The organism is Geothrix sp., assembly GCF_030219325.1.
Classification (GTDB): domain Bacteria; phylum Acidobacteriota; class Holophagae; order Holophagales; family Holophagaceae; genus Geothrix.
This window is the reverse complement of record NZ_CP126625.1, coordinates 2,347,293-2,373,774: the sequence shown is the minus strand read 5'-3', so window position 1 is coordinate 2,373,774 and position 26,482 is coordinate 2,347,293. Positions and strand designations below refer to the sequence as shown.

26 protein-coding genes and 1 tRNA gene are annotated in these 26,482 nt (G+C 68.8%); 14 read left to right on the top strand and 13 right to left on the bottom strand.

Features of this window, described 5'->3' with window-relative positions:
- Positions 1 to 8: 8 nt before the first annotated feature.
- Complete coding sequence (locus QOZ81_RS10650; RefSeq protein ID WP_291206947.1) at positions 9 to 1,808, top strand: M61 family metallopeptidase; 1,800 nt, start codon at positions 9 to 11, stop codon at positions 1,806 to 1,808.
- Complete coding sequence (locus QOZ81_RS10645; RefSeq protein WP_291206951.1) at positions 1,805 to 2,476, top strand: glycosyltransferase family 2 protein; 672 nt, start codon at positions 1,805 to 1,807, stop codon at positions 2,474 to 2,476. The genes QOZ81_RS10650 and QOZ81_RS10645 overlap by 4 nt, the downstream gene beginning before the upstream one ends.
- A 140-nt stretch (positions 2,477 to 2,616) precedes the next feature.
- Here the strand turns inward: QOZ81_RS10645 and QOZ81_RS10640 are convergent, their stop codons facing one another.
- Entirely contained in the window at positions 2,617 to 4,659 is a 2,043-nt protein-coding gene (locus QOZ81_RS10640) for a S1 family peptidase (RefSeq protein WP_291206955.1), read from the bottom strand.
- Between the two features lie 200 nt (positions 4,660 to 4,859).
- Between QOZ81_RS10640 and QOZ81_RS10635 the strand changes: the two genes are divergently transcribed.
- The 6 genes from QOZ81_RS10635 to QOZ81_RS10610 all read left to right on the top strand — a co-directional run bounded on the left by QOZ81_RS10635 (position 4,860) and on the right by QOZ81_RS10610 (position 9,925).
- A complete protein-coding gene (locus QOZ81_RS10635) occupies positions 4,860 to 5,690 on the top strand; it encodes a ribonuclease HII (protein WP_291206958.1) in 831 nt (276 codons plus the stop codon).
- Positions 5,687 to 6,058, top strand: coding sequence for a (deoxy)nucleoside triphosphate pyrophosphohydrolase (locus QOZ81_RS10630; protein ID WP_291206961.1), 372 nt, complete (start codon positions 5,687 to 5,689; stop codon positions 6,056 to 6,058). Before QOZ81_RS10635 ends, QOZ81_RS10630 begins: the two co-directional genes overlap by 4 nt.
- Before the next feature lie 24 nt (positions 6,059 to 6,082).
- Entirely contained in the window at positions 6,083 to 7,363 is a 1,281-nt protein-coding gene (locus QOZ81_RS10625; RefSeq protein WP_291206964.1) for a hypothetical protein, read from the top strand.
- Positions 7,364 to 7,428: 65 nt separating this feature from the next.
- Complete coding sequence (pal, locus tag QOZ81_RS10620; RefSeq protein ID WP_291206967.1) at positions 7,429 to 8,151, top strand: peptidoglycan-associated lipoprotein Pal; 723 nt, start codon at positions 7,429 to 7,431, stop codon at positions 8,149 to 8,151.
- A gap of 75 nt (positions 8,152 to 8,226) precedes the next feature.
- Positions 8,227 to 8,943 carry a tetratricopeptide repeat protein gene (locus QOZ81_RS10615; protein WP_291206970.1) on the top strand — a complete coding sequence of 239 codons (717 nt, stop codon included), beginning with the start codon at positions 8,227 to 8,229 and terminating at the stop codon, positions 8,941 to 8,943.
- Between the two features lies 1 nt (position 8,944).
- The gene (locus tag QOZ81_RS10610) at positions 8,945 to 9,925 is read left to right on the top strand and encodes a GHMP family kinase ATP-binding protein (protein WP_291206973.1); all 981 of its coding nucleotides are present in this window, start codon (positions 8,945 to 8,947) and stop codon (positions 9,923 to 9,925) included.
- On the opposite strand, the gene QOZ81_RS10605 is transcribed toward QOZ81_RS10610, so the two are convergent.
- From QOZ81_RS10605 to aroF, 4 genes are all read right to left on the bottom strand, one after another.
- On the bottom strand, positions 9,897 to 10,994 hold the full coding sequence (locus QOZ81_RS10605) for an A/G-specific adenine glycosylase (protein ID WP_291206976.1): 1,098 nt from the start codon (positions 10,992 to 10,994) through the stop codon (positions 9,897 to 9,899). The genes QOZ81_RS10610 and QOZ81_RS10605 overlap by 29 nt on opposite strands.
- Before the next feature lie 136 nt (positions 10,995 to 11,130).
- Positions 11,131 to 11,216 (bottom strand) — tRNA-Leu (locus QOZ81_RS10600).
- Between the two features lie 61 nt (positions 11,217 to 11,277).
- Entirely contained in the window at positions 11,278 to 11,622 is a 345-nt protein-coding gene (gene secG, locus QOZ81_RS10595) for a preprotein translocase subunit SecG (protein WP_291206979.1), read from the bottom strand.
- Between the two features lie 38 nt (positions 11,623 to 11,660).
- Complete coding sequence (gene aroF / locus QOZ81_RS10590) at positions 11,661 to 12,692, bottom strand: 3-deoxy-7-phosphoheptulonate synthase (RefSeq protein WP_291206982.1); 1,032 nt, start codon at positions 12,690 to 12,692, stop codon at positions 11,661 to 11,663.
- A 193-nt stretch (positions 12,693 to 12,885) separates the two neighbouring features.
- Here aroF and QOZ81_RS10585 point away from each other — a divergent pair, with 193 nt between their 5' ends.
- On the top strand, positions 12,886 to 13,749 hold the full coding sequence (locus QOZ81_RS10585; RefSeq protein ID WP_291206985.1) for a hypothetical protein: 864 nt from the start codon (positions 12,886 to 12,888) through the stop codon (positions 13,747 to 13,749).
- Positions 13,749 to 14,489, top strand: a complete 741-nt coding sequence (locus tag QOZ81_RS10580; protein WP_291206987.1) for a zf-TFIIB domain-containing protein — start codon at positions 13,749 to 13,751, stop codon at positions 14,487 to 14,489. Before QOZ81_RS10585 ends, QOZ81_RS10580 begins: the two co-directional genes overlap by 1 nt.
- Here the strand turns inward: QOZ81_RS10580 and tpiA are convergent, their stop codons facing one another.
- The 3 genes from tpiA to QOZ81_RS10565 all read right to left on the bottom strand — a co-directional run bounded on the left by tpiA (position 14,490) and on the right by QOZ81_RS10565 (position 17,241).
- Positions 14,490 to 15,224, bottom strand: a complete 735-nt coding sequence (tpiA, locus tag QOZ81_RS10575; protein WP_291206990.1) for a triose-phosphate isomerase — start codon at positions 15,222 to 15,224, stop codon at positions 14,490 to 14,492. It lies immediately after the preceding gene.
- Positions 15,225 to 15,232: 8 nt separating this feature from the next.
- On the bottom strand, positions 15,233 to 16,429 hold the full coding sequence (locus QOZ81_RS10570; RefSeq protein WP_291206993.1) for a phosphoglycerate kinase: 1,197 nt from the start codon (positions 16,427 to 16,429) through the stop codon (positions 15,233 to 15,235).
- Between the two features lie 86 nt (positions 16,430 to 16,515).
- Positions 16,516 to 17,241, bottom strand: a complete 726-nt coding sequence (locus tag QOZ81_RS10565; RefSeq protein WP_291206996.1) for a class I SAM-dependent methyltransferase — start codon at positions 17,239 to 17,241, stop codon at positions 16,516 to 16,518.
- Positions 17,242 to 17,345: 104 nt separating this feature from the next.
- Between QOZ81_RS10565 and rbfA the strand changes: the two genes are divergently transcribed.
- The 3 genes from rbfA (at position 17,346) to QOZ81_RS10550 (ending at position 19,121) form a co-directional block, all read left to right on the top strand.
- Positions 17,346 to 17,744, top strand: a complete 399-nt coding sequence (gene rbfA / locus QOZ81_RS10560) for a 30S ribosome-binding factor RbfA (protein ID WP_291206999.1) — start codon at positions 17,346 to 17,348, stop codon at positions 17,742 to 17,744.
- Positions 17,744 to 18,640 (top strand): tRNA pseudouridine(55) synthase TruB, encoded by an 897-nt coding sequence (gene truB, locus QOZ81_RS10555; protein ID WP_291207001.1) that lies wholly within the window; start codon positions 17,744 to 17,746, stop codon positions 18,638 to 18,640. The genes rbfA and truB overlap by 1 nt, the downstream gene beginning before the upstream one ends.
- A gap of 133 nt (positions 18,641 to 18,773) precedes the next feature.
- A complete protein-coding gene (locus QOZ81_RS10550; protein ID WP_291207006.1) occupies positions 18,774 to 19,121 on the top strand; it encodes a hypothetical protein in 348 nt (115 codons plus the stop codon).
- Positions 19,122 to 19,201: 80 nt separating this feature from the next.
- Here the strand turns inward: QOZ81_RS10550 and QOZ81_RS10545 are convergent, their stop codons facing one another.
- From QOZ81_RS10545 to QOZ81_RS10530, 4 genes are all read right to left on the bottom strand, one after another.
- Entirely contained in the window at positions 19,202 to 19,465 is a 264-nt protein-coding gene (locus QOZ81_RS10545; RefSeq protein WP_291207008.1) for a hypothetical protein, read from the bottom strand.
- Between the two features lie 23 nt (positions 19,466 to 19,488).
- Positions 19,489 to 20,919, bottom strand: coding sequence for a 2-oxoacid:acceptor oxidoreductase family protein (locus QOZ81_RS10540; protein ID WP_291207010.1), 1,431 nt, complete (start codon positions 20,917 to 20,919; stop codon positions 19,489 to 19,491).
- Positions 20,916 to 22,316 (bottom strand): 3-methyl-2-oxobutanoate dehydrogenase subunit VorB, encoded by a 1,401-nt coding sequence (vorB, locus tag QOZ81_RS10535; RefSeq protein WP_291207013.1) that lies wholly within the window; start codon positions 22,314 to 22,316, stop codon positions 20,916 to 20,918. Before vorB ends, QOZ81_RS10540 begins: the two co-directional genes overlap by 4 nt.
- 165 nt (positions 22,317 to 22,481) lie before the next feature.
- The gene (locus QOZ81_RS10530; protein WP_291207016.1) at positions 22,482 to 23,360 is read right to left on the bottom strand and encodes an NAD(+)/NADH kinase; all 879 of its coding nucleotides are present in this window, start codon (positions 23,358 to 23,360) and stop codon (positions 22,482 to 22,484) included.
- A gap of 28 nt (positions 23,361 to 23,388) precedes the next feature.
- Here QOZ81_RS10530 and QOZ81_RS10525 point away from each other — a divergent pair, with 28 nt between their 5' ends.
- Complete coding sequence (locus tag QOZ81_RS10525) at positions 23,389 to 25,869, top strand: penicillin-binding protein 1A (protein WP_291207018.1); 2,481 nt, start codon at positions 23,389 to 23,391, stop codon at positions 25,867 to 25,869.
- On the opposite strand, the gene QOZ81_RS10520 is transcribed toward QOZ81_RS10525, so the two are convergent.
- Positions 25,870 to 26,418, bottom strand: coding sequence for a bacteriohemerythrin (locus QOZ81_RS10520; RefSeq protein WP_291207021.1), 549 nt, complete (start codon positions 26,416 to 26,418; stop codon positions 25,870 to 25,872).
- Positions 26,419 to 26,482 lie beyond the last annotated feature (64 nt).

Genomic DNA, 26,482 nt, shown 5'->3' with positions numbered 1-26,482 from the left:
GGCCGCCCATGTCCAAGCCTGCCCCCATCCGGGCCACCCTGCGTCCCCTGGACCTGGCCCAGCACCTGTTCGAGGTGGGGCTGGTCTTCCCGGCGGAGGCCCTGGCCAAGGGCGGGGTCGCCGCCCTTCCGGCCTGGACGCCGGGCTCGTACCTCGTGCGGGACTACGCGCGGTTCGTGGATCGCGTCCGCTGGGTGGATGGCCCGCAGGAACGGGCTCTCGAGAAACTCGACAAGCAGCGCTGGGCGCTTCCAGCCTCCCGGGGTGACCTCACGGTCCGCTACCGCGTCTACGGCAACGACCTGACCGTCCGCACCAACCACATGGACGCCACCCACGCCCAGATCATCCCCGCGGCGACCTTCCTCTACCTGGAGGGCCAGCTGGACCGACCCATCACCGTGCACTTCGAGGGCTTCCCGACCACCTGGAAGGTGGCCTCGCCCCTTCCGCTCAAGCAGGGCGCCTACCAGGCCAGGGACTTCGACACGCTGGTGGACTCGCCCTTCGAGCTGGGCGCGTTCAAGTCGCGCAGCTTCAAGGCCGGGAGCACCACCTTCCAGCTGGCCTTCACCGGCGCGCACAACGGCGACGAAGCTCGCATCACCGAGGCCACCCGCAAGATCGTCGAGGCCGCGGGCGCCATCTTCGGCGGCTTCCCCTTCCAGCGCTACCTGTTCCTATTCACCTTCGCGCCCGGGCTTCGGGGTGGCCTCGAGCACCGGGACTGCACCAGTCTCATCTCCGACAGCCACGCCTTCGACCGGCAGGAGGGCTACCACGCCCTCCACCAGCTCGTGGCCCACGAGTTCTTCCACGCCTGGAACGTCAAGCGGCTGCACGATCCCGCGCTGGGGCCCTTCGACTACAGCCGCGAGAATCCCACGAAGATGCTGTGGTTCCACGAGGGGCTCACGTCCTACATGGAGCACGTGATCGTCCTGCGGGCCGGCGTGGTGCCGTGGAATCACACGGCCAAGGAGCTGGCCCGATGCTGGAGCGAGCAGGTTCAGCGCCCGGGCCGCCTGGAGCAGAGCCTGGAGGAATCCAGCTGGGACACCTGGATCCGCCTCTACAAGCCGCACGAGTTCAGCCCCAACAGCACCGTCAGCTACTACGACAAGGGTGAGCTGGTGGGCTGGCTCATGGATGCCGCCCTGCGTGAGGGCAGCCGCGGCAGGGCCGGGCTGGCGGAACTCTTCGCCCTGCTGTGGCAGCGGCACGGCGAGCGGGGACTTACCGATGCCGATGTGCGGGCGGCCTTCCGGGAGCTGTCGGGGCGCGAGCCCGGGCCCTTCTGGGATGCCTACATCTCCGGCCGGGCCGAGCTGGACGCCGACCTCCTGCGCCGGGCCTTCGGTCTGGGCCTGGAAGCGCAGGCCCCCTGGCAGGGCCTTTCCCAGGAGGAGCAGCGCGATACCGTGTCCCTGCAGCGGGCCAGGTCCTGGACGGGACTGGTGCTGGCCTCCAATGGACCGGTGGTGCAGAACGTGATTCCCGGCAGTCCCGCCGCGGTTGCGGGCCTCAGTTTCGGCATGGAGATCCTGGCGGTGGACGGCTGGCGCACCAAGACCGCGGCCGAGGTCCAGCGGGGCCTGGCCCAGCCCGGGCCCGCTGGCCTGGCCCACATCCTCGCGACGGATCGCAGCCGGGTGTTCGAGGTCGACGTGCCGGTCATCGAGAACCCCGAGCGCAGCTACCGGCTGGTTCCCGATCAGGCCGCCAACGCTGTCCAGCGGTCGGCCTACGAGGCCTCGTACGGCCAGCCCTGGCCCGCCTCCCCCGGGAAACGCGGGAAGCGCCGTTGAGGATCGCCGCCATCATCGCCGCCCACGATGAGGCGGAGCACATCGCGCCCGTGCTGGAAGGCCTGAAGGATTTCGGCCTCCATCGCCTCCTGGTGGTGGATGACGGCTCCACGGATGGCACCGGGGCCGTGGCCGCGGCGGCCGGTGCGGAAGTGCTGCGGCTGGAGCCCGGGAAGGGTGGCGGCAAGGGGCAGGCCATGCGGGCCGGCATCGCCCGGCTCCAGCCCGACGACTTCGATTTCTACCTGTTCCTGGATGCGGATGGCCAGCATGACCCGGGCGATCTCCAGCGCTTCCTGGACCATCTGTCCGTCCATCCCGATGCGGACTTCCTCATCGGCTCGCGCTTCCAGGATCGGGCCCGGATCCCCGCCAAGCGCTGGCGGACTAACGCCCTGGGCACCTGGACCCTGGGGCGCATCGCCGGCGTGACCTGGGAGGACAGTCAGAGCGGCTTCCGCCTGATCCGCAAGAAGGTGCTGGACCGCCTCCAGCTCCGTGCCTCCGGGTTCGCCATCGAGATGGAGATCGCCATGAAGGCCGCGGACTGGAAGCTGCGCTGGGCGCACATCCCCATCCAGGCCATCTACCGGCCAGGACCGCACCGGAGCCATTTCAGAGGTGTGATGGATACCTGGCTGATCGCGTGGGAATCCCTGAAGTGCTGAGCTGGCTTCAACCCGGTCTGGCCTTGTCCCTTGGCGCTGCCCCGCAGCGCCAAGCTCGGTCCAGATCCGGGTTGACCTGGCTGATCGCGTGGGAGTCCCTGAAGTGTTGAGGGGAGTGCCAGAGGCGGAGCCCCCGCTGGTCAGCGGGTGGCTGCCGCCGGGGTGGATGGCTGCACCTGCACCACCTGGCTGGAGGGGCTCGCCCCGGAACGGGTGAGGGCCTGGAGGAGTCCCTGGATGCGGGTCTGCATTTCCTTGTCCTCCACCTTCCCCACGCGGGCCAGGTAGACGGTGAACAGGTCCGTGTTCTCGTCGGCGGGCGTGTCCGCTTTGAGGAACGCCGGGTGGACCGTCGCGATCCGGCTGGCCCCCTCTTCCTCGTATGTGCGCCTGGTGTACGGGTGGCGCTGTCTGGCGATCTCCTTCCAGCGCTTCTGGTCGGACTCGGGCATGGCCGGCGTGGGGTGGATGTGCCGCAGCAGGACGAAGTAGTTGTCCTCCTCATCCTCCGCGATGTTCACCCGGCGCAGATCCCAGAGCACCTCCGGGCCCTTCCTCGAAAATCCCATGTTGAGGATCAGGAAGGCCTTGGCTGAAAGCTCCATCTGGGCGGGGCCGAGGTCCGCCTTCGCCCAGAGGGCCTGGAACCGGAGGTGCTTCCCTTCCTGGAAGTCGAAGGTCATGCCCCGGAGGGCGGCCGGGAGGCGCTCCCGGTGCTGCAGGAATTCGCTCCAGTCCTTCAGCCTGCCGGCGTAGGGGACATAGGTGTAGTCCAGGAACTTCGGCAGGTCGTAGAGCCATTCCATGAGCGAGGAGGAGTTGATGAACCTGACGGCCATCACCACGCCGGAGGGGACAAGCGTGGAATAGGTGAGCACCACGCCATCGTCGTAGGCGGTGAACCAGATGGCCTGCTGCCAGAGGCGTCCGAACCGGTCCGCATGCGGCTGGACCTGGTAGGGCTCGCCGAACGACGTGACGCGGATCGCCTGGCCCCCGACCGTGCGGGACACGCTGGCGCCCTTCAGCAGCAGGTCCATGGAGACCTTCGGCTTCGTCAGCAAATCCCCGAGGGGAAGCCCATCGGGCCGGCGGATCTTGAACAGGTACACGCCGTTGGCCTGCGCATAGGAGATCCGTCCGTTCTTGGGCAGGTCGTTGGATTTGTACTCGAGGCCGGAGAACGACCATTTCTTGGTGGTGTTGTCGCGGAAGATGACTTCTGGATTACCGCTGGTGGGGATGTCTGCGACGGCCTCTTCGCTGGCTTCGCTCGAGGGGAAGAGCTCCTGCCCCAGGCTCGTGAACAACCCATCCATGGACTTGAAGTAGAACGCCTTCTCCTTGATCGCGATCTCCTTCCGCAGCTCCGCGTAGGCGCGCGGCAGAGGCACGTCGTAGGCGCGCTCCAAGGCGCTCGACTTCTCGGGGAACAGCGAGAAGCTGAAGGTGACCTTGTTGAAGAAGCGGGCGAGGTCGGGCTTCACGGCCTTCAGTTCCTCGGTGGGAAGGGAGTAGCAGATGTTGTCCTTCTTCCCCAGGACCACGCCGACCACGCGCCCCTGGGGATCCACGAGCGGACCTCCGGAATTGCCGGGGTTCACCCCGGCGCTGCTCTTCAGCAGGTTCCAGGCGCCTCGCAGAGGCTCGGGGATGGTTCCGATCAGCTCGCCGGGCCGGATCACTAGGCCTTCTCCATAGGCGTTGCCGACGGTGAAGACGGTCTCGTTGTCCTTGAACCCGGGTCGAAGCTCGAGCCACTGCTCGAAGGTCCTCCCCTTGACCGAGAACTCGATCACGTCGCGCTGCTCATCCAGGGCCAGGATCTGATCCACTTCCCAGACGTTCTGCTTGGCATCACGGATGAAGCAGGTCTGGTAGCCCCTGGAGGCGTGGAGGGACTGGAAGACGTGATGGGCCGTCACCAGGGTCGTCTTCGAGATGGCGAAGGCGGTGCCGATGGACACGTAGGGATCATTCCGGAGGTTGAACGGGACGAGGTCCCAGGGCAGGTCCTTCTCGTAGGAGACCGGATCCTTGGCCGGGTCGGCCCGGGGGACCACCACCTCAAAGCTGGCGTCCGTCACCCGGTTCTTCACGGCCGGGGCGAGGGCGGACTCCTGCGCCGCGAGGAGCGTGCCCAGGAGGAGGCAGGGCAGGACCAGTCGAGTGAGGAATCTCATGGCGCATCCGTGAAGTGGGGGTGGGGGCGGAGGGAAGGTGATAACAGATCAGGGGGTCGGCAAGAATCGAGTGTATCCCAACAGATGGTATCGGTTGATGCCTCTTGATGGCTTGGGCCCCGGGGCCTTCGCGGGTAGGTTGAATCCATGGTGACGACACGCTGCAGCTTCGATCCGGGGTCCCTGGATGGCGGACGGGAATGAGCCCGGTGAACCCCCTCGACTGGGATCTGGGCAACGTGCCCCCGGGCGTGGCCTGGGGCGGGGTGGACGAGGCGGGTCGGGGCGCCTGGGCCGGGCCCGTGGTGGCGGCCTGTGCGGTGCTCGATGCCGAGACAGTCCGGAAGTGGGGGCACGTGCTGCGGAGCGTGCGCGACAGCAAGAAACTGAAACCGGAACGGCGCGAGGTCCTCGCTGCCGAGCTGAAGGCCCTGCTGCCGGCCTACGGGATCGCGGAGATGGATCCCATGGCCATCGACCGGGAGAACATTCTCGAGGCCACCATGATGGCCATGCGGCAGGCCGTGGCGGAGCTCTCCCTCCGGCCCCGGATGCTGTTCATCGATGGGGACAAGGGCCCGAGGACCGGGCTGCCCGAGCGCCTCGTGGTGGACGGCGATGCCCTCAGCTGCGCGGTGGGAGCGGCCAGCATCCTCGCCAAGGCCCACCGCGACGCCCTGATGGTCCGGATGGAGGCCGCCCACCCGGGCTACGGCTTCGACCGGCACAAGGGCTATGGCACCGCCCTCCACCAGGAACGGCTCCGGGACCTGGGGGCGAGCTCCATCCACCGCATCAGCTACGCGCCCGTGGCCGGTCTGCAGCGGGTGGACGAGGATCTGCGCGAGGCCCTGCACCAGAGCCTGGCCCGCTGCGCCTCCGTGGACGAGCTGAGGGCCTGGGTCGAGCTTGAGCTGAGGCCCGCCTATGGCCGGCTGAAGCTGGTGTGGGTGGAGACCCTGCGCCGGCGCTATGCGGACCGCCTGGCGCTGCTGGCCGGCGGAGACGGGCCCTCCGGAGGGGAAGCATGACCGAGGTGGCCCTGGCGCTGCTGCGGCGCGGGGACCGCTGGTTCCTCCAGCGGAGGGATCCCGCCAACGCCGTTCTGCCGGGGCTCTGGGAGTTTCCGGGCGGCAAGGTCGAGGCGGGCGAGACGCCGCAGGCGGCCCTGGCCCGCGAGCTGCGGGAAGAGGTGGGACTGGGCCTCTGCGAGGCGCGGCCCTGGCCCGTGCTGGACGGCCCGATCCGCCTCCATCCCTTTCTCGTGGAAACCCAGGGCGAGCCCCGCACGTCCCTGGCCTGGGGGTGGTTCACCGCGCCGGAGATGCTCCGCCTGTCCATGCCACCCAGGAACACGGACCTGGTGGCCCGGTTGGCGGCGGCTGATCTGATAGGCTGAAGACTCCCCAGGCCCGGAGATGCCATGACGCGATTCTTCATTCGGACCTTCCTCTGCGTCCTCGCGGCCACGGGCCTCTGGGCCCAGCAGACGGAAGTGGTGCTGACCGCCACCAGCAGTGCGAAGCTGGTGCTGGCCATGACCCAGCCCAAGGCCAGCGGTCTGGATGACGCCACCATCGCCACCGAGTTCACGGCCGTCCTCAAGCGGGACCTCGACGAGACGGGCCTCATCGCCGTGCTCCAGGAACGGCTCCCGGGCGATGCCGCCACCCTGAAGGCCTGGAAGGTGGCCGGGGCCCAGTGGCTGCTGAACGTCCGGATGACGAAGGCGGCCGGTGGCGATCTCCAGATGGAGGCCTCCGCGCTGGACACCGCCGCCGAGAAGGGCGTGTTCACCCGCACCTACAACGCCAACAAGATCGTGCCGCTGCGCTACCTTGCCCACTACCTCGCCGACGACCTGGTTGGTCGCCTGACCGGCGAGAAGGGGGTGGCCTCCAGCCGCATCGTGTTCGTTCGGCAGACCTCACCCGGCGTGAAGGAGATCTTCCAGGTGGACCGCGATGGCGCCGGGCTGGTGCAGCTGACCCGCCATGGCAGCCTGACCCTCTCGCCCACCATCGCCGGAGATGGCCGGCTGGCCTACGTCACCTACAAGGGTGGTGCCCCCGAGATCTGGGGCCAGCGCCGCAAGGACGGCCCCCACGAGCGCTTCTATCCCACCACCGGAGCTGGCGGGATGCTCTCCTCGCCGGTGTGGTCGCCCGACGGCAAGCGGCTGGCCTTCGTGCAGGGCGACCGCCGCGGCAACAGCGACATCATGACCCTGGACCTCGACACGGGCCGGGCCCGGCGGCTGACCGACGGCAACGGCATCAACACCGAGCCGGCCTGGAATCCGAACGGGAACCAGCTCGCCTTCACCTCGGACCGCGAGGGCGGGCCCCAGGTCTACCTCATGCAGGATGACGGCTCGAACCTCCGCCGCCTCACCGGGGAGGGACAGTACAACGCCAGCCCGGCCTGGAGTCCCAACGGCGCCATGGTGGCCTACGTATCCCGCTTCGAGGGCAAGTTCGATCTTTTCGTCTACAAGCTGGGCGAAGGAAAGGCATACCAGATCACCACGGGCGTGAGCACCTCGGAGTCGCCGTCCTGGTCCCCTGATGAGCGGCGGCTGGTGTTCACCAGCAACCGGTTCGGCTCCTCCCAGCTCTTCACCACGGACCTCTCGGGCCGCCAGATCGTGCGCCTGGCTGAGTTTTCGGGCTGCCAGAGCCCCCGCTGGATCCGCGGGCGCTGAAAATTTATGACAACCCCCTGATCAACAGAGCTTCTATACTCATTTCATCCTGGAGGAACAATCCCATGCGCTACGGAACCTACCTCGTCCCTGCGGCCATCGTGCTCACCCTTGGCAGCTTGGCTTGCAAGCCGCCCAAGACCGCCGAGCAGATCAAGGCCGAGACCCAGGCCGCCTTCAACGAGGGCGTGCAGGCATTCAAGGACGGCAAGGCCCGTGCGACCAACCCCTACGTGAACGACAAGGAAAACCCGCACAAGCTGCAGGGCTGGTACGACGGCTGGGACAAGGCCGCCGCCGACAAGGCCGCTGCCGACAGGGCCGCTGCTGATGCCAAGGCCGCCGCCGACGCGAAGGCCGCCGCCGACAAGCTCGCCGCCGAGAAGGCCGCCGCCGAGGAAGCTGCCCGCAAGGCCGCCGAGGCCGAGAAGGCCGCCGCCTTCAGGAAGGCCGCCGAGGCCGCCCTCAAGACGATCCACTTCGACTACGACAAGTCCGACATCAAGGAATCTGATCGCGCGCTGCTCCAGGGCATCGCCGACTTCATGAAGGCCTTCCCCGCCGCCAAGCTCGAGATCGAAGGCCACTGCGACGAGCGCGGCACCAACGAGTACAACCTCGCGCTCGGCAACAAGCGCGCCGCCGCGGCCCTGGCCTACCTGAAGACCCTGGGCGTGGACGAGGCCCGCTTCACCACCATCAGCTACGGCAAGGAAAAGCCCCTCTGCACCGATGCGAAGGAAGCCTGCTGGAGCCAGAACCGCCGCGGCGAGTTCAAGCTCAAGTAGATCGTGCCGTCTGACGCGAAGCGGGGGCTCCGGCCCCCGCTTTTCGTTTAGGATGGAAGCACCTCCGGAGTTCCCATGAGCGCCCGCATGATGTTGCTTCCCGCCCTGGCCGCGCTGCTGGCCATCGGCTGCGGATCCGAGGACCAGCTCCGCCGCGTGGAGCAGGAAGTGGGCGACCTCAAGCTGGAGGTCTTCAAGCTCCGGCAGTCGGTGGAGGAGGGCAACAAGCGGGCCCAGGCCGATCAGCAGGCCGCCGCCGAAGCCCGAAGCCAGGACCGCCGTTTCCAGGCGGACCTGCAGGAGAGCCTGCGGCAGGTGCAGGACACCACGCGGGTGTTGAACAACCGCCTGAACAGCCAGCCGAAGGGCCCCAGCCGGCCCGCCGCCGAGACGCCGGCTCCGGCGGCCGTCTCGGCCGAGGATGAGCGGGCCTACAACGCCGCCGTGCTGGACTACAACCGGGGCAACTACCCCCTGGCGGCCGAAGGGCTCGAACTGTTCCTGAAGACCTACCCCCAGAGCGTGAAGCGCCCGGATGCCCTGTTCTTCCTGGGGCTCTGCCACTACAACCAGCGCGCCTTCGACAAGGCCCAGGCCGCCTTCGACCGGATCATCAAGGAGCATGCGGCCTCACCCCAGTTCCTCCCCGCCAGGCTGAAGCGGGCCCAGTGCCTGCTCAAGCAGGGGCTGAAGCCCGCCGCCATGAAGGCCTTCCGCGAGCTGGTGGACGGCTTCCCGGGCAGCGCCGAGGCCCGCACGGCCCAGCAGGAACTGAGCGACCTCGGCCTCTGACATGACCCGGGAAACCTGGCGCGTCCCCGTCCGCGTGGATTTTGCGGGCGGCACCCTGGACCTGTGGCCCATCTACGCCATGATGGGCGGCTGCGTGACCGTGAATGCCGCCGTGGACCTGTGGATCGAGATCGGCCTCACCCGGAGCGGGCAGGGGCATCGGATCACGAGCCGCGACCTGGGCCTCGAACTGAGGTTCGACGCCTGGCCAACCGAGCCGCCGACGACCCTCTCCTGGGTGTGGCGGGTCCTGGACGCGAGCGAAACACCCCCGGCAACCCTCACCCTCCACAGCCCCGTGCCCCAAGGCTCGGGCCTCGGGGTCTCCTCCTGCCTGGGCGTGGGGCTGCTCGGCGCGGCCCTGGGACTGGAGGCCGGTGAAGCTCTTGCTGCCAAAGTGTCCATTTTGCGGGACTTGGAAAGTAGAGAGCTTCAAACTCCGACCGGCTGGCAGGACTACTATCCGGCGGCCCTGGGGGGCGCCCTGGCCCTCCACTGGGATGGCCCCGCCCCGCGCTGGGAGCGGCTGGAGCCGCATCCCGCGCTGCTGTCGAACCTGGTGGTGTTCTACACCGGCAAGCCCCACCACTCGGGCCTGACGAACTGGGAGGCCTACAGGCGCTTCATCGAGGGGGACGGCCAGACCCGCCAGGCCCTGGCCGAGATCCGGGACATCGCCCGGGACATGGCCCTGGCCCTGTCCTCGGATCCGGCGGCCGTGGCCGAGCTCCTGGAGCGCGAGGGCCGGGCCCGGATGAGCATGTCACCCGCCGTCGAGACCGACGCCATGCGCGCCGTCCGCGATCGGGGCCGCCGCGAGGGCTGGTACGCGGGGATGAAGCCCTGCGGCGCCGGGGGCGGCGGGTGCTGCCTGCTGGTGGCGCGGGACGGGCATCGCGAAGCCGCCGAGGCGGCCCTGCGGGAGATGGGCCTGCCGCCCATGGACCTGCGGATCACGCCGAAGGGGCTGCACAAGCTCTGATCAGGCGGGCCGGGTCCGGGGACTCCAGGGGGGGCTGGCCCGGCGTGACCAGCAGGTCGCGGAGGCGCTGGTCCCGCTTGCCGAGGGGCAGGCCCTGAAGCTCGGTGCCGGGCACCCAGCGGAGTCCTCCCGCCGGCGTGAAGGGCGCCTCCAGGCCGATGCGGAGGGGTGTCACGGCCTCTCGCCGGTGGGTGTAGACCTGGGTCCAGCCCAGCCAGGCAGTGATGGACCCAGGGCGGAGGACTGGTTCCGCGCCGTGATCTGCCGCATCGAAGGTGGGCCACCGCCACAGCCCGGCGAGCAGCCCCCTGGCGGCCGGGGCCTGCAGGAGGAACTGGCCCTTCGCCTCGAAGGCCACGAGCCAGAGCGTCGACGCCCTCGGCTTGGCCCGCTTCGCCACGGGCGGGATGTCTGCGGTGCGGCCAGCGAGCCGGGCGGCGCAGTGGTCGCCCAGCGGACAGGCGCCACAGGCTGGCGCAGGCGCACAGACCGTGGCGCCCAGCTCCATGAGGGCCTGGGTCAGGCGCGAGGGCCCCAGTGCCCCGAGGGCCGGCACCAGCCAGGTCCGCAGGTCCGCCGCGCGGGCCTTCGGATCGCCTTCGATCAGCAGCAACCGGGCCAGCACCCGGAAGGCATTGCCGTCCAGGGCGGGGGTGGGCCACTGGAAGGCGATGGCGCCCACGGCGGCGGCCGTGTAGGGGCCAAGACCAGGCAATCCGGCCAGGCCTTCCAGATCGCCGGGCCAGCCCTCGGCGGCCACGGAGGTCGCGGCGGCCTTCAGGAACCGGGCGCGGCGGTAGTAGCCGAGCCCCTCCCAGGCCTTGTGGACCGCGTCTTCATCGGCTTCCGCCAGCGTCGCTGCATCGGGGAACCGCTCCAGCCAGCGAGCGAAATAGGGGACCACGGTGGCCACCTGCGTCTGCTGGAGCATCAGCTCCGACACCAGCACGGCGTAGGGATCGGGATGGGGTGCATCGAGATCCTGCGCCCGCCAGGCCAGGTCGCGGCGCACCCGCTCGAACCAGGGGGCGAGGGGCGCGAGGAGTTCCGGAGACAAAGGCCAGGACATGAAGATGACGCTATCAGTTCAGGCGTGGTAAGCAGAAGACCGGCTTGGCCGGGATTCGGCGCGGGGGCTCCGGGGGTGTGCGCGGAGCGCGGAACCCCCGGACAGCAAAAAGCGCCGTTTCCGGCGCTCTCTGTTCTGGTGCCCGCGAGCAGACTCGAACTGCTACGGCTTGTGGCCACCACCCCCTCAAGATGGCGTGTCTACCAATTTCACCACGCGGGCAACGAGGAAATTCAAGTGTCTCCCAAAGCGCGGACGCGGTCAATGACCGGTTTCGCGGGGACTACTTCTTCGTGGGAGCGGGCGCCGGGACCGGGGCCGGGCTGGGCATTGCCGGGGCGGGTGCGGTGGGGACGACCACGGTCTTCTCGGTGGTCTTCTCCAGCACCGAGCGGTTCTGCCGGATGATGAGGACCTCGATGAACAGCGTGGTGCCGAGGAAGCCCGCGGCCAACCAGTAGGTGGCCTTGGAGAGGAAGGGCGTGGCGCCCTGGGCGCCGAAGGCGGAGTTGGCGCCACCGCCACCGAAGGAGGCCCCGAGGCCGCCCTTGGTGCCGGGCTGCAGGAGGACCGTCCCGATGAGGAGGACGCCGAAAAGGATGAGAAGCGTGAGCGCGAGGCCGTTCATGGAAACTCCGAACCTCCTAGTCTGTCACGGCTGGCCCATTACATCCATAGCCCAGTGAGGCTGGGGGCCTGCAGCACGCGGTGGATGGCCTGGGCCTGCTCCACCAGCCGGATGAAGTCCGAGGGCAGCAGGGCCTGGGGGCCGTCGCTGAGGGCCTTCTCCGGGTGGCAGTGGGTCTCCACCAGCAGGCCGTCGGCGCCCGCGGCCACGCCTGCCAGTCCGCAGGGGATCACCAGGTCCCGGCGGCCCGTGGCGTGGCTCGGATCCACCATGATGGGCAGGTGCGTGAGGGCCTTCGCGGCGGGGACCACGCTGACGTCCAGCGTGTTGCGGGCGTGATCCGACCAGGTGCGGATGCCCCGCTCGCAGAGCACCACGTTGCGGTTACCCTCGCCCAGCACGTATTCCGCGGCGTAGAGCCACTCCTCGAGCGTGGCCGAAGGCCCCCGCTTCAGCAGCACGGGCTTGCCGCAGCGGCCCGCGCGCCGCAGCAGGGCGAAGTTCTGCATGTTCCGGGCGCCGATCTGCACCATGTCCGCGCTGCGCTCCACGGCGTCGAAGGTCTCCACTTCCGTGGCCTCGGTGACGATGCCCAGGTCGAATTCCGCCCGGGCCTCCTCCAGCAGGCGCAGGCCCTCCAGGCCCAGGCCCTGGAAGGCGTAGGGGCTGGTGCGGGGCTTGTAGGCGCCGGCCCGCAGCAGCTTCACGCCGGCCTCGGCCACGTAGCGGGCCACGGTGAAGAGCTGCTCGCGGCTTTCCACGCCGCAGGGGCCACCCACCAGGGCGAGTTCCGGCCCGCCGATCTTGACGCCGCGGACCTCCACCACCGTGCGGCCCGTGGCGGCATCCGCGCTGGCCAGCTTGTAGGGGCTGGTGATGGGGACCACCCGGCGCACGCCGGCCATGGGCTCGATGCGGTCGGGCTTCAACGCCTTGGAGGCGTGGGGCGCCACGATGCTGAGGGATTCCGGCGTTTCGTTCACCTGGCAGCGGATGCCCGAGGCCTCCAGCAGGGACAGGACCTCCTTCACCTGGTCTGCGGTGGCGCTGGATTCCATGAGGATGAGCATCAGAGGGCCTCTGCGGAGGTGGAGATTGGGCCGTGGGTTGGGAAGGCCACCTTCGAAATAAGGTCTGAGCCCGCAGGGGCGAAGAGGATAAGCATGAGGGGCCTTCCGGGAACCGCCATTCTACCGGGAGCGGGACGGCCGCTCCTGGACACCTTCACCGGGCCGGACGCACACTAGGCCCTGGAGGTCTCCCATGCGGCGCGCTCCCTGGCTGTTCATTCCTTCCATCCTGCTGGTCCTCGGCTGCACCCGGCCGGAGGTCGAGGCGTTCCGGCGGCAGCCGGCGCCCGTCAGCGTCAGCGTGAGCCTGCCCTCGGGCCTGGCCGATCACGAGGCCTTCCAGAAGGAGTACGCCTCGGCCCTGCGGGCCCGGCTGGCCACCCGCGTGGTGGTGGTGCCCGAGGGCGTGAAGCCCCCCGTGGGGGCGGCGCAGCTGCAGGTGGTCATCCGCGACCTCTCGCCGGCCCCCGGCCAGCCCAGCCCCACGGCCGTCGGCGTCGCCACGGGCGTCACCGTGGGAGCCATCAGCGCGGCCTCGGGCAACCGGGGCTGGGGCATCGTCGATGGCCTCTTCTGGGGTCTGTGGGCGGGCAGCCATGCCGCCATGCACCGGGAGCGCGTCCAGGACCGCCTGGGCTATCTGCCCACGGTGGTGCGCGCCCAGGTGAGCCTCGTGCAGCCGGGCAATCCCGAGCCGCTCTGGGTGGAGTCCATCGAGCCCGTCGAGGTCGTCGAAGCCATGGACCCGCTGCCCCGCGGGTACCGCGATGACGATGGCCGCATCCGCGAGGAGGAGGCCAAGGGCTTCGCACGGGTGGTGGTGCAGAAGCTGACGGCCTACTTCCAGTGGACCCGCTTCACCGAGCAGCGCTTCTACGAGGACCCCTCGGGGCGGAAAGAGGGAGCCTCCCAGCCCCGAAGGGTGGACCCGCCCGCGCCGCCGATTGCGCTTCCCCCCACGGCCGCGCCAACTGAGCCGCCCCCCCCGCCGCCGGCCACGCTGCCTCCCCCGCCCGGTTCCACGCCTGAACCACCGGCCGAGCCAAAGCAGAACTGATGGAGGCCCGCGTCCTGCGCTGCTCGGGCTGCGGCGCCTCGGTGCCGCTGGACGCCACGCAGTGCCCCTACTGCAAGGCGCAGCTGGCGACCGCGGCCTGCCCCGCCTGTTTCGCCCTGGTGCCGCTTTCCGCCAGCCACTGCCCCGGCTGCGGCGCGGCGATGGCACCCCGGGCTGCATCCCCGGCCACGGGCGCGCCCTGTCCCGCCTGCGCCAAGGCCATGGCTTCCGCCAAGGTCGGCGAAGTGGAAGTGGGCGAGTGCCTGGCCTGCGGCGGGCTCTGGCTGGACCGCGCCGTGTTCGAGCAGCTGGGTACCAGCCGCGAGCGCCAGGGGGCCGTTCTCGGCGCGCTGCCCGCGCCGGACCAGCCGCCGGTCGCCAGACTGGAGCCGGTCCAGTACCGACCCTGTCCCGCCTGCCGCCAGCGCATGAACCGGGTGAACTACGCCAAGCGCTCCGGCGTGGTGCTGGACGTGTGCAAGGCCCATGGCATCTGGTTCGACAAGGACGAGCTGCGCCGGGTCCTGGTCTTCATCGCCGGGGGCGGGCTGGATCGGGCCCGTGAGCTGGAGATCGAGGCGCTGAAGGAGGCCAGGCGCGCCGCAGTGCCGATGCCACAGCATCCGGCCTCGTCCTATGAATTCGCCCAGCAGATGCACGCCTCCAGCCACTGGCTCGACGCCGCCGGCCTGGTGGGGCTGGCCATCGACGTGGCTGACCTGTTCCTGGACCTGAGCTGATCAGCCCGCCTGCTTCACCAGCTCCGCGAACTTGCGGGGATCCAGGCTGGCGCCGCCCACCAGGCCACCGGCCACTTCGGGGATGCCCAGCAGCTCGGGGAAGCTCTCGGGGGTGACGCTGCCGCCGTAGAGGATGGGCACCCGGTACTCGGTGCCGGCGAGGTGGCGGTCCAGCTCGGCCCGGATGAAGGCGTGGGCCTCGCGCACCTGCTCGGCCTCCGCCCGGCGACCGGTGCCGATGGCCCAGACCGGTTCATAGGCCACCCACAGGGGGCCGGGGCCGGTCTCGGCCAGGATGGCCAGCTGCAGGCCCAGCACCTCCAGGGTCTTGCCGGCATCGCGCTGCTCCAGCGTCTCGCCGATGCAGAGCAGGGGCAGCAGGTCCCACTGCCAGGCGGCCTTGACCTTCTTCGCCAGGGCCGCGTCGGTCTCGCCGAAGAACTGACGGCGCTCGCTGTGGCCGAGCAGCACGCCGGAGCAGCCCGCATCGCGGAGCTGGGGCATGGAGATCTCGCCCGTGAAGGCCCCCTTGGCCTCGGCATGGCCGTTCTGGCCGAAGACCTGGAGGCCCCTCGGCCGGACCAGATCGCTCACCAGGTGCAGCATCGTGAACGGCGGAGCGATCCCGACTTCAGTTTCTTTCTCGGGCGCCACGCGCCCGAGCAGATCCTCGCAGAAAGCCCTTGCCTCATCGGAGGTCAGGTTCATCTTCCAGTTGGCGACGACGCAGCGCATGGGAATCCTTACTTGGAGAGGGCGACGACGCCCGGAAGGTCGAGACCGCTGAGGAACTCCAGGCTGGCCCCGCCGCCGGTGGAGACGTGGCCCATGCGGGGGCCCACGCCGGCCTTGTTCACGGCGGCGACGCTGTCACCGCCACCCACGAGCACGAAGGCGCCCCGGTCGGCGGCATCCGCCAGTTCTTCGGCCATGGTCAGGGTACCGCTGGCATAGGGGGCCATCTCGAAGACGCCCATGGGGCCGTTCCAGAGCAGGGTCTTCGCGGCGCGGATCTCGGCGGCGTAGACGGCGACGGTCTCGGGTCCGATGTCCAGGGCCATGCGGTCCGCCGGAACGTTCTGGTCCAGGGTGATGGCGCAGTCGGCATCCTCCTTGAACTCGGCGGCCGCCACATGATCCAGGGGCAGGAGCAGGCGCGTGCCCTTGGCCTGGGCCTGCTTCAGCAGGTCGAGGGACATCTCCAGCTTGTCCTCCTCGCAGAGGCTCTTCCCGATCTGGAAGCCCTGGGCCTTGAGGAAGGTATAGCTCATGGCGCCGCCGATGAGGATGGCGTCGGCCTTGCCCAGGAAGTTCTGGATGAGCTCGATCTTGTCGCTCACCTTGGCGCCGCCGAAGATCACCACCAGGGGCTTGTCGGGGTTATGGACGACCTTGCCGAGGGCCTTCAGCTCCTTCTCCATGAGAAAGCCCGCGGCCACGCGGTCCTTCGGGAAGTGGGCCACCATGCCGCTGACGGAAGCGTGGGCCCGGTGGGCCGAGCCGAAGGCGTCGTTCACGTAGGTGTCGGCCAGCTTCGCCAGATCCGCGGCGAAGTCCTCCTTGTTCTTGGTCTCGCCCTTCTCGAAGCGCAGGTTCTCCAGCAGCAGGATCTGGCCCGGCTTCAGGGCCGCGGCCTCGGCCTCCACGGTGGCGCCGTTCACATAGCTGGCCAGGCGGCAGTCGAAGCCCTGCTCCTTCAGCCAGGCGGCCACGGGGGCGGCGCTGTAGGCGGCCTCGAAGCCCTTGCCCTCGGGGCGGCCCAGGTGGGAGGCGAGGACCACGGAGGCGCCGCCATCCAGCAGGCACTTCAGCGTGGGCAACGTCTCCTTGATGCGCGTGGCATCCGTGATGCGGCCCTCCTTGAGGGGCACGTTCAGGTCCGCCCGGAGGAAGACCCGGTGGCCCTTCACATCGAGATCGCGCACCGATTGGAAGCCCATGGCTGCTCCTTGCACTTGAACGGATCCATTCTGACGGAAGCGGGGAGGATCGGCTATTGGAGGAAGGAGGGAGACTGCAGCCTCATTCACCACGCCTTCTCGAAAACCCCGATCCAGCGCGGGCTGTCGTCGGTGAAGGCCTCGCCAGCGTAGGTGCCCATGACGCGCCGGAGGCGCAGGCCCGCGCGCACGGCCATCTCCTGGAGCTCCGTGGGATGGTAGAGCCGCACGCTCTCCAGCACGTCGCGCACCTCACCCGTGTCCGTGCGGGTGAGCACCATGCGCTTCACGAGGCGGTCCCCCTCCAGCGACCGGCGGCTCTGGGCCCGGATGATCCCGCGCTCCACCGTCTCCTCGGGCACCAGGGTGCGGGCCACCAGGTCGGCGTTGAGGTAGTCCATCACCAGCACGCCGTTGTTCTCCAGCAGGGCGCCCAGGCGCATCATCAGCGCCCGGTTCTCCTCATCATCGAAATACCCGAAGGGGGTGAACCAGAGGCAGATTCCATGCAGGGAGCCGTCCTTCACCGGAATGCGGCGCATGTCGCCCCGGAGCAGCCAGGGGCGGAGGCCGCCCGGGGCCATCTGCAGGAGGGGGCGGGAGAGGTCCATTCCGAAGGCCATGGGGTTCGCCCGCCGCAGGATCTCCAGGTGCCGGCCCGCGCCACAGGCCAGATCGAGGACGGGCCCCTGGGCCAGCTCGGGGGCCACCCGCATGGCCCGGCCCAGGGCCACGCGCGCCTCCTCCGCGTCCCGGTGGGCGTAGAGACGGGCGTAGTCCTCGTCAAACCAGGTTTCGAACCACTCGGCCAAGACCGCTGCCTTTGAAAAACCCAGAGTATCCCGTGACGGGTCCAGCCTCCACGGGCAAGGCGAAAAAGCCGGGTCGGGTAGAATGAAAGTTGCAAAGGAATCCCATGCAACGCCCAGAACGCCTCGAAGACCAGGTCCATTTCCTCCTGTCCACGCTCGTGCAGCGGGAGCTGCGCGACCCGGAGCTCGGCTTCGTGACCCTCACGGCCGTCCGCCTCTCGCCGGATCGCAGCGTGGCCAAGGTCTATTTCACGGTGCTGCCGGCCAATGGTGGCGATCAGGAAGCGCAGGACTCGCTCACCCGCAAGGCCCTGGGCCGGGCGGCGGGCTTCCTGCGCAGCCAGCTGGCCGCCCGCCTCAAGATGAAGCGGGTGCCCGAACTGCGCTTCTTTCCGGACAGCACCCTGGAAGCGGGCAATCACCTGGAGACGCTCCTGTCGGAGATCGAGAAGGAGCGGGCAGCCAGGCCCGCGGAGCCTGAAGAAGGCGCGACGGAAGCCTGATGATCGAAGCCGGCATCCACCTCGTCCACAAGACCGTGGGCCAGAGCAGCTTCGACGTGATCCGCGGCTTCAAGCGCCGGGCCTTCGAGGCGGGCCAGAAGAAACTGGCCCTGGGCCACGGCGGCACCCTGGATCCCTTCGCCGACGGGCTGCTGCTGGTGCTGGCCGGCCAGGCCACGCGGCTCATGGAGCTGATGCATCCGCTCCCCAAGACCTACGTCGCGGAAGTGGCCTGGGGCGTGGAGACCGACACCTGCGACCTGCAGGGACTTCCCCTGTCGGAGGGAGATGCCTCGCAGCTCACTCCCGCTGCCCTGGACGCGGCCCTGACGCCCTTCCTGGGCTGGACGGAGCAGGTGCCCCCCGCCACCAGCGCCAAGAAGATCGACGGCGAGGCGGCGTACAAGAAGGCGCACCGGGGCGAGGTGGTGCTGATGAAGCCGAGCCGCGTCTTCCTGTTGTCCGCCCGGTGGATCCGCCACGATCTGCCGCGGCGCAGCACGCTGGAGATCACCTGCCGGGGCGGCTTCTACGTGCGCAGCCTGGCCCGGGATCTGGGCCGGAGCCTGGGTTGTGGCGCCCACCTCGCGGCGCTCCGCCGCACCGCCATCGGACCCTGGGGCGACCCCGGCCTGGACCAGGAGCGGCTGCTGACGGGCGTGGACCTGCTGCCCTGGTGCCCTTCACGGTTGCTGTCCGACGAGGAGGCCGACCACCTCAGCCATGGCCGAGCCGTCCCGGTCGGCGAGTCCCAGCCCGCCAGCTGGGCCCTGCCCGAAGGCTTTCCCGATCCCGGCGCACCCCTCCGCGCGTTGCACGGGGGTCGGCTCGTGGCCCTGCTCAAGCCCGCCGGGGAGGGCCTGAGGACCTTCGCCAACCTGCGGGGCGGGTTGTAGGCACGGCGGGGCCCGGCGACCCTCGCACGACCGCGCGGGGGTTTTGTCCCGCACCCGTCAGCCGCTAGAATCAACGCCATCCCGAGGAGCCTGCATGTCAAAAACCTACCGACCGTTCGTTATGATGACTTGTTTGCTGGCCGCCGCCCCCTGCGTCAGGGCCGATGACGCCGCCACCGCCGCTGGGCTGGTGGGCACCTGGGAGGGGCAGTGGGCGTTCGCGGACCTGGGGGGCAAGCTGGTGGTCAAGATCGCCTCGGCCTCGGGTGACACCCTGAAGGGGGAGTCCACCTGGTACGGCACCGCCGTGGGCGATTTCTCGGACAGGTTCACCAAGGCCAAGGTGAAGGGCCGCGAGGTGAAGTTCCCCGAGCCCACCATGGACTTCGAAGCCACGATCTCGGAGGACGGCTTGACCATGACGGGCACCTGGACCTCGCCCGTGGCTTCCGGCAAGGTCACCCTGACCAGGAAGAAATAGCGGGATTGACGCAGCGGGCCGCCCGTACACACCGAGGCCCCCAGGCTCGAGGTGCCGGGGGGCCTTGGTCTTGGATCGCGTCAGCCCTGGACCGGCACCCGGGCGGCCAGGTCGTCGAGCACCTGCAGCATGTGCTGGCACTCCTCGCAGCTGGTGTGGGGGGTGCCACAGGGGAAACCGTCGCTCTGCATGCCGAGGCAGCGGGGCTGCTGGATGAAGCGCACCAGCTCGGCCAGGAGGCCGGAGACCTTGGCGCGGAGCGGGCTGTCCGGGATGTCCCGGAGGGCCATGACGACCTTCCATTCCTCGGCGCTGAGGGTGGTCTGGATGGCGGTGTCCGTCATGGCTGCCTCCTGGAATTCCAAGCCTACTGGTCGAGCGCTTCCACCGACTTGATGCCCCAGTTGAACGCTTCCTCATTGAGGGGGATCAGGGCGCACTTGTCCTTCAGGGCCACACGGATGGCACCGAGGAAGGTGTCCTTGGGGAAGATGTTCGTGGCGGCCTGCAGGGCGCCCAGGGCCACGATGTTCTTCACCACGGCCTTGCCCAGGTCGGTGGCGATGCCCGTGAAGGGCACGGGGAAGACCTTGATGCTGGGATCCAGCACGGGGGCTTCGGTGACCACGGAGCTGTCGTAGATCACGTAGCCGCCCTTGCGCACGGTGGGGCCGAACTTGGCCAGGCTGGGCGCATTGAAGGCCAGCAGGATCTGGGGATCGGGCGAACCGGGATTGAGCACTTCCGTCTCGGCCACGTGCACGTCGGCGTAGGACGTGCCGCCGCGGCTTTCGGGGCCGTAGCTGGGGATGTGGGTGGCGTCGAATCCTTCGCTGATGGCGGCCCGGGCGATGAGCATGGCCGCGGTCTGGGCGCCGTCGCCGCCGGAACCGGCCAGCTTCAGGGAAACATCATTCAGATCAAGCCCCGTGGGGAAGCCCTTGCAGAAACGCTCGGGATGCTCGGTGCTGGCACCGGTGAGGGCCAGGATCTTCTCGCCCTTGAAGCAGGGGGCGTTGCGGTGGAACCAGGGCTCGACGGTGAGGTCCTTCTTCACGCCGAGGGGATACACGGGCTCCATGCACTCCTTGACCCACTTCTCGGTTTCCTCGGGGGTCATCTTCAGGTGGGTGGGGCACTCGGCCAGCACCTCGATGAAGGAGTAGCCGCGGCCTTCCACCTGGAGCTTGATGGCCTTCTGGATGGCCTTCTTCGCCTTGATGCGCTGCTTGGCGTCGAAGAGAGCCACGCGCTCGACGTAGACGGGGCCATCGAGGCCCGCGATGAGCTCGGCCATCTTCATGGGCTGGCCGTTGTACTCGTTGCGGCCCGAGGGGCTGGTGGAGCTGGACTGGCCCATCAGGGTGGTCGGGGCCATCTGGCCACCGGTCATGCCGTAGATGGCATTGTTGATGAAGATGACGGTGATGGGGGCGCCGAGCTGGGCCGTGGCCACGGTTTCGGCGAGGCCGATGGAGGCCAGGTCGCCGTCACCCTGGTAGCTGATGACCACGCTCTCGGGGTTGGCGAACTTGTGGCCCAGCGCCACCACGGGCGCACGGCCATGGGCGGCCTGCGTGTTGCCCACGTCGAAGTAGTAGTAGAGGAACACGGAGCAGCCCACGGGGCTCACGGCCACCGTGCGGTCCTGGATGCCCAGGGCATCGATGGCTTCCGCCAGGAACTTGTGGGCGAGGCCGTGGCCGCAGCCGGGGCAGTAGTGGGTGGCGTGGCCCTTGAGGCCCTCACCGTGGGAATGGCGCTCGAACTTGTCGTAGATGACGCTGGTCTTGCTCATGCGAGCACCTCCTTCCGGCCCAGGACCCGGGTCATGATCTCGCTTTGCTGAGGCAGGACACCGCCCATGCGGCGGACGTTTTCGAGCTCGGGGAACTGGCGGACGCCGGCCTTGCTGAGGGCGAGGCGGACCTCATCCTCCAGCTGCCCGGCGCTGGCTTCCACCACCACGATGCGCTCGGCGCCGTGGATGGCGGCCTTCAGCTCTTCCACGGGGAAGGGCCAGAGGGTGATGGGCCGGAACAGACCGGCCTTGATGCCCTGGTTGCGCAGGTCCTGCACGGCGCCCTTGGCGGTGCGGGCGGGTGTGTTGCAGGCGATGAGCACCACCTCGGCGTCGTCGCAGAGGAAGGACTCGGCGCGGGCCTCCACCTTCATGGCCTCGTACTTGGCGTTGAGGTGGTGGTTGTGGGCCTCGAGATCGGACTCGGTGAGGAAGATCGAGGAGATGAGGTTCTTGCGGTGCATGGCGTCGCCGTAGACCGCCCACTTGGGGATGCCGGGCTTGATCATGGTTTCGGGCAGCTGCACCTTGCCGGTCATTTGGCCCAGGTAGCCGTCGCCCAGCAGGATCACCGGGTTGCGGTACTTGAAGCTCAGCTCGAAGGCCAGGATGGTGAGGTCGAGCATCTCCTGGGAGGTGGAGGGCGCCAGGGTGATGGCCTGGGTGTTGCCGTGGCCGAGCCCGTGGCAGGCCAGCTTGATGTCGGACTGCTCGGGGGCGATGTTGCCCAGGCCGGGTCCGCCGCGCATGACGTCCACGAAGACGCCGGGCAGCTCCGCGCCGATCATGTAGGAGACGCCTTCCAGCATCAGGCTGAAGCCGGGTGACGAGGTGAAGGTCATGGTGGGCAGGCCGGCGCCAGCGGTGCCGTACATCATGTTCACGGCGGCCACTTCGCTCACGGCCTGGATGAAGGTGCCGTCGAGCTTGGGCAGGAACTTCGCCATGAGCTCGGCGCCTTCGGTGGAGGGCGTGATGGGGTAGCCGTAGACGTGGCGGCAGCCAGCCAGGATGGCGCCCACGGCCGAGGCGTAGGTGCCCTTGATGACCAGGGGCTCCGTGCGGGGCAGGGGCAGGGTCTCGTTGGGGATGTCCGTGGGCTCGGGCGCCTCGCTGGGCTTCACGCCGAAGAGCTTGGCGGGATCCTCCAGCTCGAAGTCCTCGATCACGCCCTCATGGGCGGGGCGCAGGCCGTAGGGCTCGGGGCAGGCATCCATGCACATGCCGCAGGCGTTGCAGTCCGTCAGATCCAGCTCCACCGGCACCAACCCGGTCATGGGGTTGATCTGGTCGCTGAGCGTGATGCAGTCCTTGGCGCAGGCATCCAGGCAACGGCCGCAGCCCTTGCAATAGTCCGGCAGAAGGAAGGGTTTCGGTCGTTCTTTGAGGGCCATGGGGCCTCCATGCAGGGACGCAGGTCCTACCTGGAGGAAGTTTCGACCTGGGCCCGTGTGCCTGTGGTCACAAGCATGGAATGGCGCAGACCACCGCCGACCAATGGGGCCGGATGGGACTTCCGCACCTGCGGTCTGTGCCGGTTTGCCGGTCGGACCGAGGCGCTAACGATCCCCCCAGTGCAGCTTCTGCTGGAGCAGGGCGAAGAAGTGCAGCGCAGGCCGCTGCAGGAGGGTGATCCGCGTCTTCGCCTGGCGCAGCCTGACCTCGTCACCGGGCAGCACTCGGTGGCCCACCTGGCCGTCCAGTGTGAGGTGGGCGTCTTCGGCATCCTCCAGGGTGATGGAGATGGGCAGCGAGGCCGGCACCACCGAGGGCCGCAGCGTGAGGGTGTGCGGGCAGATGGGCGCGATCACGAAGGCCTCGAGGCTCGGATGCAGGATGGGCCCGCCCGCCGACAACGAGTAGGCCGTGGAGCCCGTGGGCGTGGCGATGATGAGGCCGTCCGCCTTCATGGGGCCGGCGTCCTGGTCGCCGATGCGCAGGCGCATGTCCATGATGCGGGCCAGAGCCCCCTTGGCCAGGACGGCATCGTTCAGCACGCTCTGCCGGGCCAAGAGGGTGCCCTGGCGCCAAAGCTCGGTCTCCAGCATGGGACGTACGTCCGGCAGGAGCGCTCCGGCCAGGAAGGCCTCCACGGCCTCCCGCGCACCCGACACCGGATGGGCCGTGAGGAAGCCCAGGGAGCCCAGGTTGATCCCGAGGATGGGGGTGCCCCGCAGGCCCACCCGACGGGCCGCGTAGAGCAGGGTGCCGTCGCCGCCCAGCACCAGGCAGAGGTCGGCCGGCGCGTCTCCGGCGCCCAGGTCCAGGTCGATGTGCAGCCGGGCCGGGTCCAGTCCGGCCTGGGCCCAGGCCTCCTCGAGACCGGGCTCGCCGAGGACCTCCCAGCCCCGATCCAGGAAGACCGGCAGGGCCTCCCGCAGGGTGGAACCCAGGTGCGGGGACTTGACCTTGGCCACGAGGATGAGTCGCTGGGGCATGGCATCACTCTACCGCTATCCTTGAGCCATGGCTTCCAACCTGGCTTCCCCCTCATCGCCCACCCGACGGTGGATCCGGCGGTTCCTCCTGGCCTTCGTCGCCGTCGTGGCACTGGGTGGCGTGATCCTCGGGGTGTCCTGGTCCGTGCTGTCCCGGGATGCCGACAGCTTCCTCACGCTCTTCGCCCTGCGCGTGCCGAAGACCATCACCAAGGTGCTGGACCAGAGCGGCAACGTGATCGGCATCTTCGCCGAGGAGCACCGGGTGGTGATCCCCTACGGCGACATCCCCAAGGCCTTCATCAACGCGCTGGTGGCCACCGAGGACACCGACTTCTGGGAGCACGGGGGCGTCTCGACCCGCGGCCTCCTCCGCTCCGGTGCGAACTTCGTCACCAGCTTCGGCCGCCGGCGCGAGGGGGCGTCCACGCTCACCATGCAGCTGATCCGCACCGTGACGGCCAAGCGGCAGAAGCGGCTGGACCGGAAGCTGAAGGAGATCATCCTCGCCCGCAAGCTGGAGAAGGCCTACTCCAAGAAGCAGATCATGGAGATGTACGCCAACGAGGTCTACTTCGGCGGCGGCCGCTACGGCATTGAGGCCGCGGCCGAGTTCTATTTCGGGAAGAGCGCCCCCCAGCTGCTGCCCGAGGAGTGCGCGCTGCTGGCGGGCCTCGTCCAGAATCCCAACTGGTACAACCCCTACAACCCCGATCCCAAGGCCCGCGCCGCCGCGAAATCCCGGCGCAACCACGTGTTCATCCGCATGGTCAAGGAGGGCTACCTGAAGGCCGCCGAGGCCAGCCTGCTCATCGAGAAGCCCATTCGGCTGGCCCGCGAGAACGCCCACGAAGAAGCGGTGGCGCCCTACGTGGTGGAGGAAGTGCGCAAGTACCTCTACGAGAAGTACGGCCGGGAGCAGGTCCTGAACGGGGGGCTGGAGGTCACCACCACCGTGGACAGCTACTGGCAAGAGGCCGCCAACGAGGCGGTGCGGAACGGTGTCAAGGCCGTGGACCGGCGCCGGGGTTTCCGCAAGGACGCCGTGCAGTTCGTGACCGACCCCGAGACCACCCAGCTGAACGGCTGGAAACGGTACTTCGAGGAGGGCGACAGTGTGCGGGGCGTGATCCTCGGCTGGAAGGGCGGCAAGGCCCAGGTGCGCATCGGCAAGGTCCAGCTCGAGGTGCCTGAGACCGCCTTCGCCTGGGCCGGGAAGGACATCCAGAAGCTGCTGCCGCGGGGCGCGGCGCCCCTCTTCACCGTGAAGACCGCCAATGAGGGCACGCCCGGGACCCTGGAACTCGACCAGGACCCCTCCGTGGAGGGCGCGCTGATGGCCGTGGATCCGAAGACCGGCGAGATCCGGGCCATGGTGGGCGGGTACGATTTCAACCGTTCCAAGTTCAACCGCGCCACCCAGGCCCTGCGCCAGGTGGGCTCCACCATGAAGGCCTATGTCTATGGGGCCGCCTTCACGGCCGGGAAGACTCCGGCCAGCATGGTCAACGACGTGCCGACGCGCTTCCTGGACACGGTGGACTACGCCCTGATCAGCCACCCGGACGGCAGCTCGGACTTCAAGCCCCTCCGCCCCGGCGTGAAGCCCTACGAGCCCAAGAACTACGAACGCGATTTCTGGGGGCCCATTCCCATCTGGGAGGCCCTGCGGGATTCCCGCAACGTTCCGGCCGTGCGCACCCTCGAAGAGACGGGCGTCCTGAACGTCATCGACTTCGCCCGCAAGTGCGGCGTCACCGGCAACATCCCGCCCTATCCCAGCATGGCGCTGGGTTCCGGGGACTTCACCCTCCGGGAGATGGTCCGGGGCTACGCCACCATCGCCAACGGCGGCCTCCAGGCGCCGCCGCCCTTCTTCATCAAGAAGGTCACAGACCGCAATGGCCGCGTACTGGAGAGCCACGGCGGCGCCGCCACCGAACAGGTGCTGGATCCCCAGAACACCTTCCAGCTGATCCAGTGCCTGCAGGGCGTGGCCACCAGCGGCACCGGCGCCCGCAGCAACGAGCTGGAATGGCCCGTGGCCGGCAAGACCGGCACCACGGACGACCACACGGACGGCTGGTTCATCGGCTTCTCCACCCGGGTGGTCTGTGGGGTCTGGGTGGGGCTGGACGAGAAGAAGACGATCTTCAAGGGTGCCGACGGGGCCAAGGTGGCCCTGCCCATCTGGATCGACTTCATGAAGGCAGCGCTCCCCACCACGGAGAAGGAGGAATTCAAGGTGCCCGACGGCATGGAGTGGGCGGACATCGACCGCTACACCGGCCTGCTGGCCACCTCCGCCACGGCGGACCGCGTGCTGCACCTGGCCTTCAAGCCTGGCACCGTGCCCAAGTCCGGCAGCGATGCCGAGGCCATCCGGCAGGTGAAGGAGGCGCGGGACAAGGCCAACGCCCAGCCCATGGAGAACCGCGTCTGGGGCCGGCCCAAGCCGGTCGAGGAGACCAAGCCCGTGGACCTGAACGCCAGCGACCCGAACGCCTGATCAGCGACGTTGCCCCTTCGCGAAGGTGTGGTCCTCCTCCAGCGTGTGCCTGCGGAACCAGTTGAAGAGGAACGATGAGAGGTCCAGGGCGGCTCCCTGCTCGCCGGCCTCGAGCCGGTCGCGCAGCAGACGCGCATCGATCCTGAAGCGGTCGTGCTCCCCCTTGTGATGTGTCAGGTTCGGGAACTTGATGTGCTCCAGGTAGGACTCCTCGTATTGGAAGTGGTCGTTCATCCTCTGGAGCAGGGCGTCCAGCGAATGGAGGAGGGATTCGGCGGCCACGCCCCGGCCAAGGTCCTTCTGGAGGCCCAGGATGGCCTCGCGGATCTCATGGTGCTGGTCGTCGAGCTTGGGTACCCCCGTCGTGAAGCCCACGCCAACCTTGGCCTCGACCTGCGGATGGGCCCCCGGGGTCGCGGCCTTCGGCCTGGCGGGGGCGCCTGGGGTGTCCTTCCTCCTCAGGATGAGGCGGTACCAGAAGGAGCGGAAATCCATGTACAGGATCCGGAAGTATCCGTTCTTCCTACGGTCGAGCGCAGGGTCGTGCATGGGCGGTTCCCTGGTGGGGTGGTGCAAGTTTACTCGCCCAGACAAGGCTGGGGGCGGTACCGGT

What these genes read in the sequence shown, in the direction of transcription:
- QOZ81_RS10650 (WP_291206947.1), top strand. Translation starts at nt 9, where the DNA reads ATGTCCAAGCCTGCCCCCATCCGGGCCACCCTGCGTCCCCTGGACCTG.
- QOZ81_RS10640 (WP_291206955.1), bottom strand. Translation starts at nt 4,659, where the DNA reads ATGAGATTCCTCACTCGACTGGTCCTGCCCTGCCTCCTCCTGGGCACG.
- QOZ81_RS10635 (WP_291206958.1), top strand. Translation starts at nt 4,860, where the DNA reads ATGAGCCCGGTGAACCCCCTCGACTGGGATCTGGGCAACGTGCCCCCG.
- QOZ81_RS10630 (WP_291206961.1), top strand. Translation starts at nt 5,687, where the DNA reads ATGACCGAGGTGGCCCTGGCGCTGCTGCGGCGCGGGGACCGCTGGTTC.
- QOZ81_RS10625 (WP_291206964.1), top strand. Translation starts at nt 6,083, where the DNA reads ATGACGCGATTCTTCATTCGGACCTTCCTCTGCGTCCTCGCGGCCACG.
- pal (WP_291206967.1), top strand. Translation starts at nt 7,429, where the DNA reads ATGCGCTACGGAACCTACCTCGTCCCTGCGGCCATCGTGCTCACCCTT.
- QOZ81_RS10615 (WP_291206970.1), top strand. Translation starts at nt 8,227, where the DNA reads ATGAGCGCCCGCATGATGTTGCTTCCCGCCCTGGCCGCGCTGCTGGCC.
- QOZ81_RS10610 (WP_291206973.1), top strand. Translation starts at nt 8,945, where the DNA reads ATGACCCGGGAAACCTGGCGCGTCCCCGTCCGCGTGGATTTTGCGGGC.
- QOZ81_RS10605 (WP_291206976.1), bottom strand. Translation starts at nt 10,994, where the DNA reads ATGTCCTGGCCTTTGTCTCCGGAACTCCTCGCGCCCCTCGCCCCCTGG.
- secG (WP_291206979.1), bottom strand. Translation starts at nt 11,622, where the DNA reads ATGAACGGCCTCGCGCTCACGCTTCTCATCCTTTTCGGCGTCCTCCTC.
- aroF (WP_291206982.1), bottom strand. Translation starts at nt 12,692, where the DNA reads ATGCTCATCCTCATGGAATCCAGCGCCACCGCAGACCAGGTGAAGGAG.
- QOZ81_RS10585 (WP_291206985.1), top strand. Translation starts at nt 12,886, where the DNA reads ATGCGGCGCGCTCCCTGGCTGTTCATTCCTTCCATCCTGCTGGTCCTC.
- QOZ81_RS10580 (WP_291206987.1), top strand. Translation starts at nt 13,749, where the DNA reads ATGGAGGCCCGCGTCCTGCGCTGCTCGGGCTGCGGCGCCTCGGTGCCG.
- tpiA (WP_291206990.1), bottom strand. Translation starts at nt 15,224, where the DNA reads ATGCGCTGCGTCGTCGCCAACTGGAAGATGAACCTGACCTCCGATGAG.
- QOZ81_RS10570 (WP_291206993.1), bottom strand. Translation starts at nt 16,429, where the DNA reads ATGGGCTTCCAATCGGTGCGCGATCTCGATGTGAAGGGCCACCGGGTC.
- rbfA (WP_291206999.1), top strand. Translation starts at nt 17,346, where the DNA reads ATGCAACGCCCAGAACGCCTCGAAGACCAGGTCCATTTCCTCCTGTCC.
- truB (WP_291207001.1), top strand. Translation starts at nt 17,744, where the DNA reads ATGATCGAAGCCGGCATCCACCTCGTCCACAAGACCGTGGGCCAGAGC.
- QOZ81_RS10545 (WP_291207008.1), bottom strand. Translation starts at nt 19,465, where the DNA reads ATGACGGACACCGCCATCCAGACCACCCTCAGCGCCGAGGAATGGAAG.
- QOZ81_RS10540 (WP_291207010.1), bottom strand. Translation starts at nt 20,919, where the DNA reads ATGAGCAAGACCAGCGTCATCTACGACAAGTTCGAGCGCCATTCCCAC.
- vorB (WP_291207013.1), bottom strand. Translation starts at nt 22,316, where the DNA reads ATGGCCCTCAAAGAACGACCGAAACCCTTCCTTCTGCCGGACTATTGC.
- QOZ81_RS10530 (WP_291207016.1), bottom strand. Translation starts at nt 23,360, where the DNA reads ATGCCCCAGCGACTCATCCTCGTGGCCAAGGTCAAGTCCCCGCACCTG.
- QOZ81_RS10525 (WP_291207018.1), top strand. Translation starts at nt 23,389, where the DNA reads ATGGCTTCCAACCTGGCTTCCCCCTCATCGCCCACCCGACGGTGGATC.
- QOZ81_RS10520 (WP_291207021.1), bottom strand. Translation starts at nt 26,418, where the DNA reads ATGCACGACCCTGCGCTCGACCGTAGGAAGAACGGATACTTCCGGATC.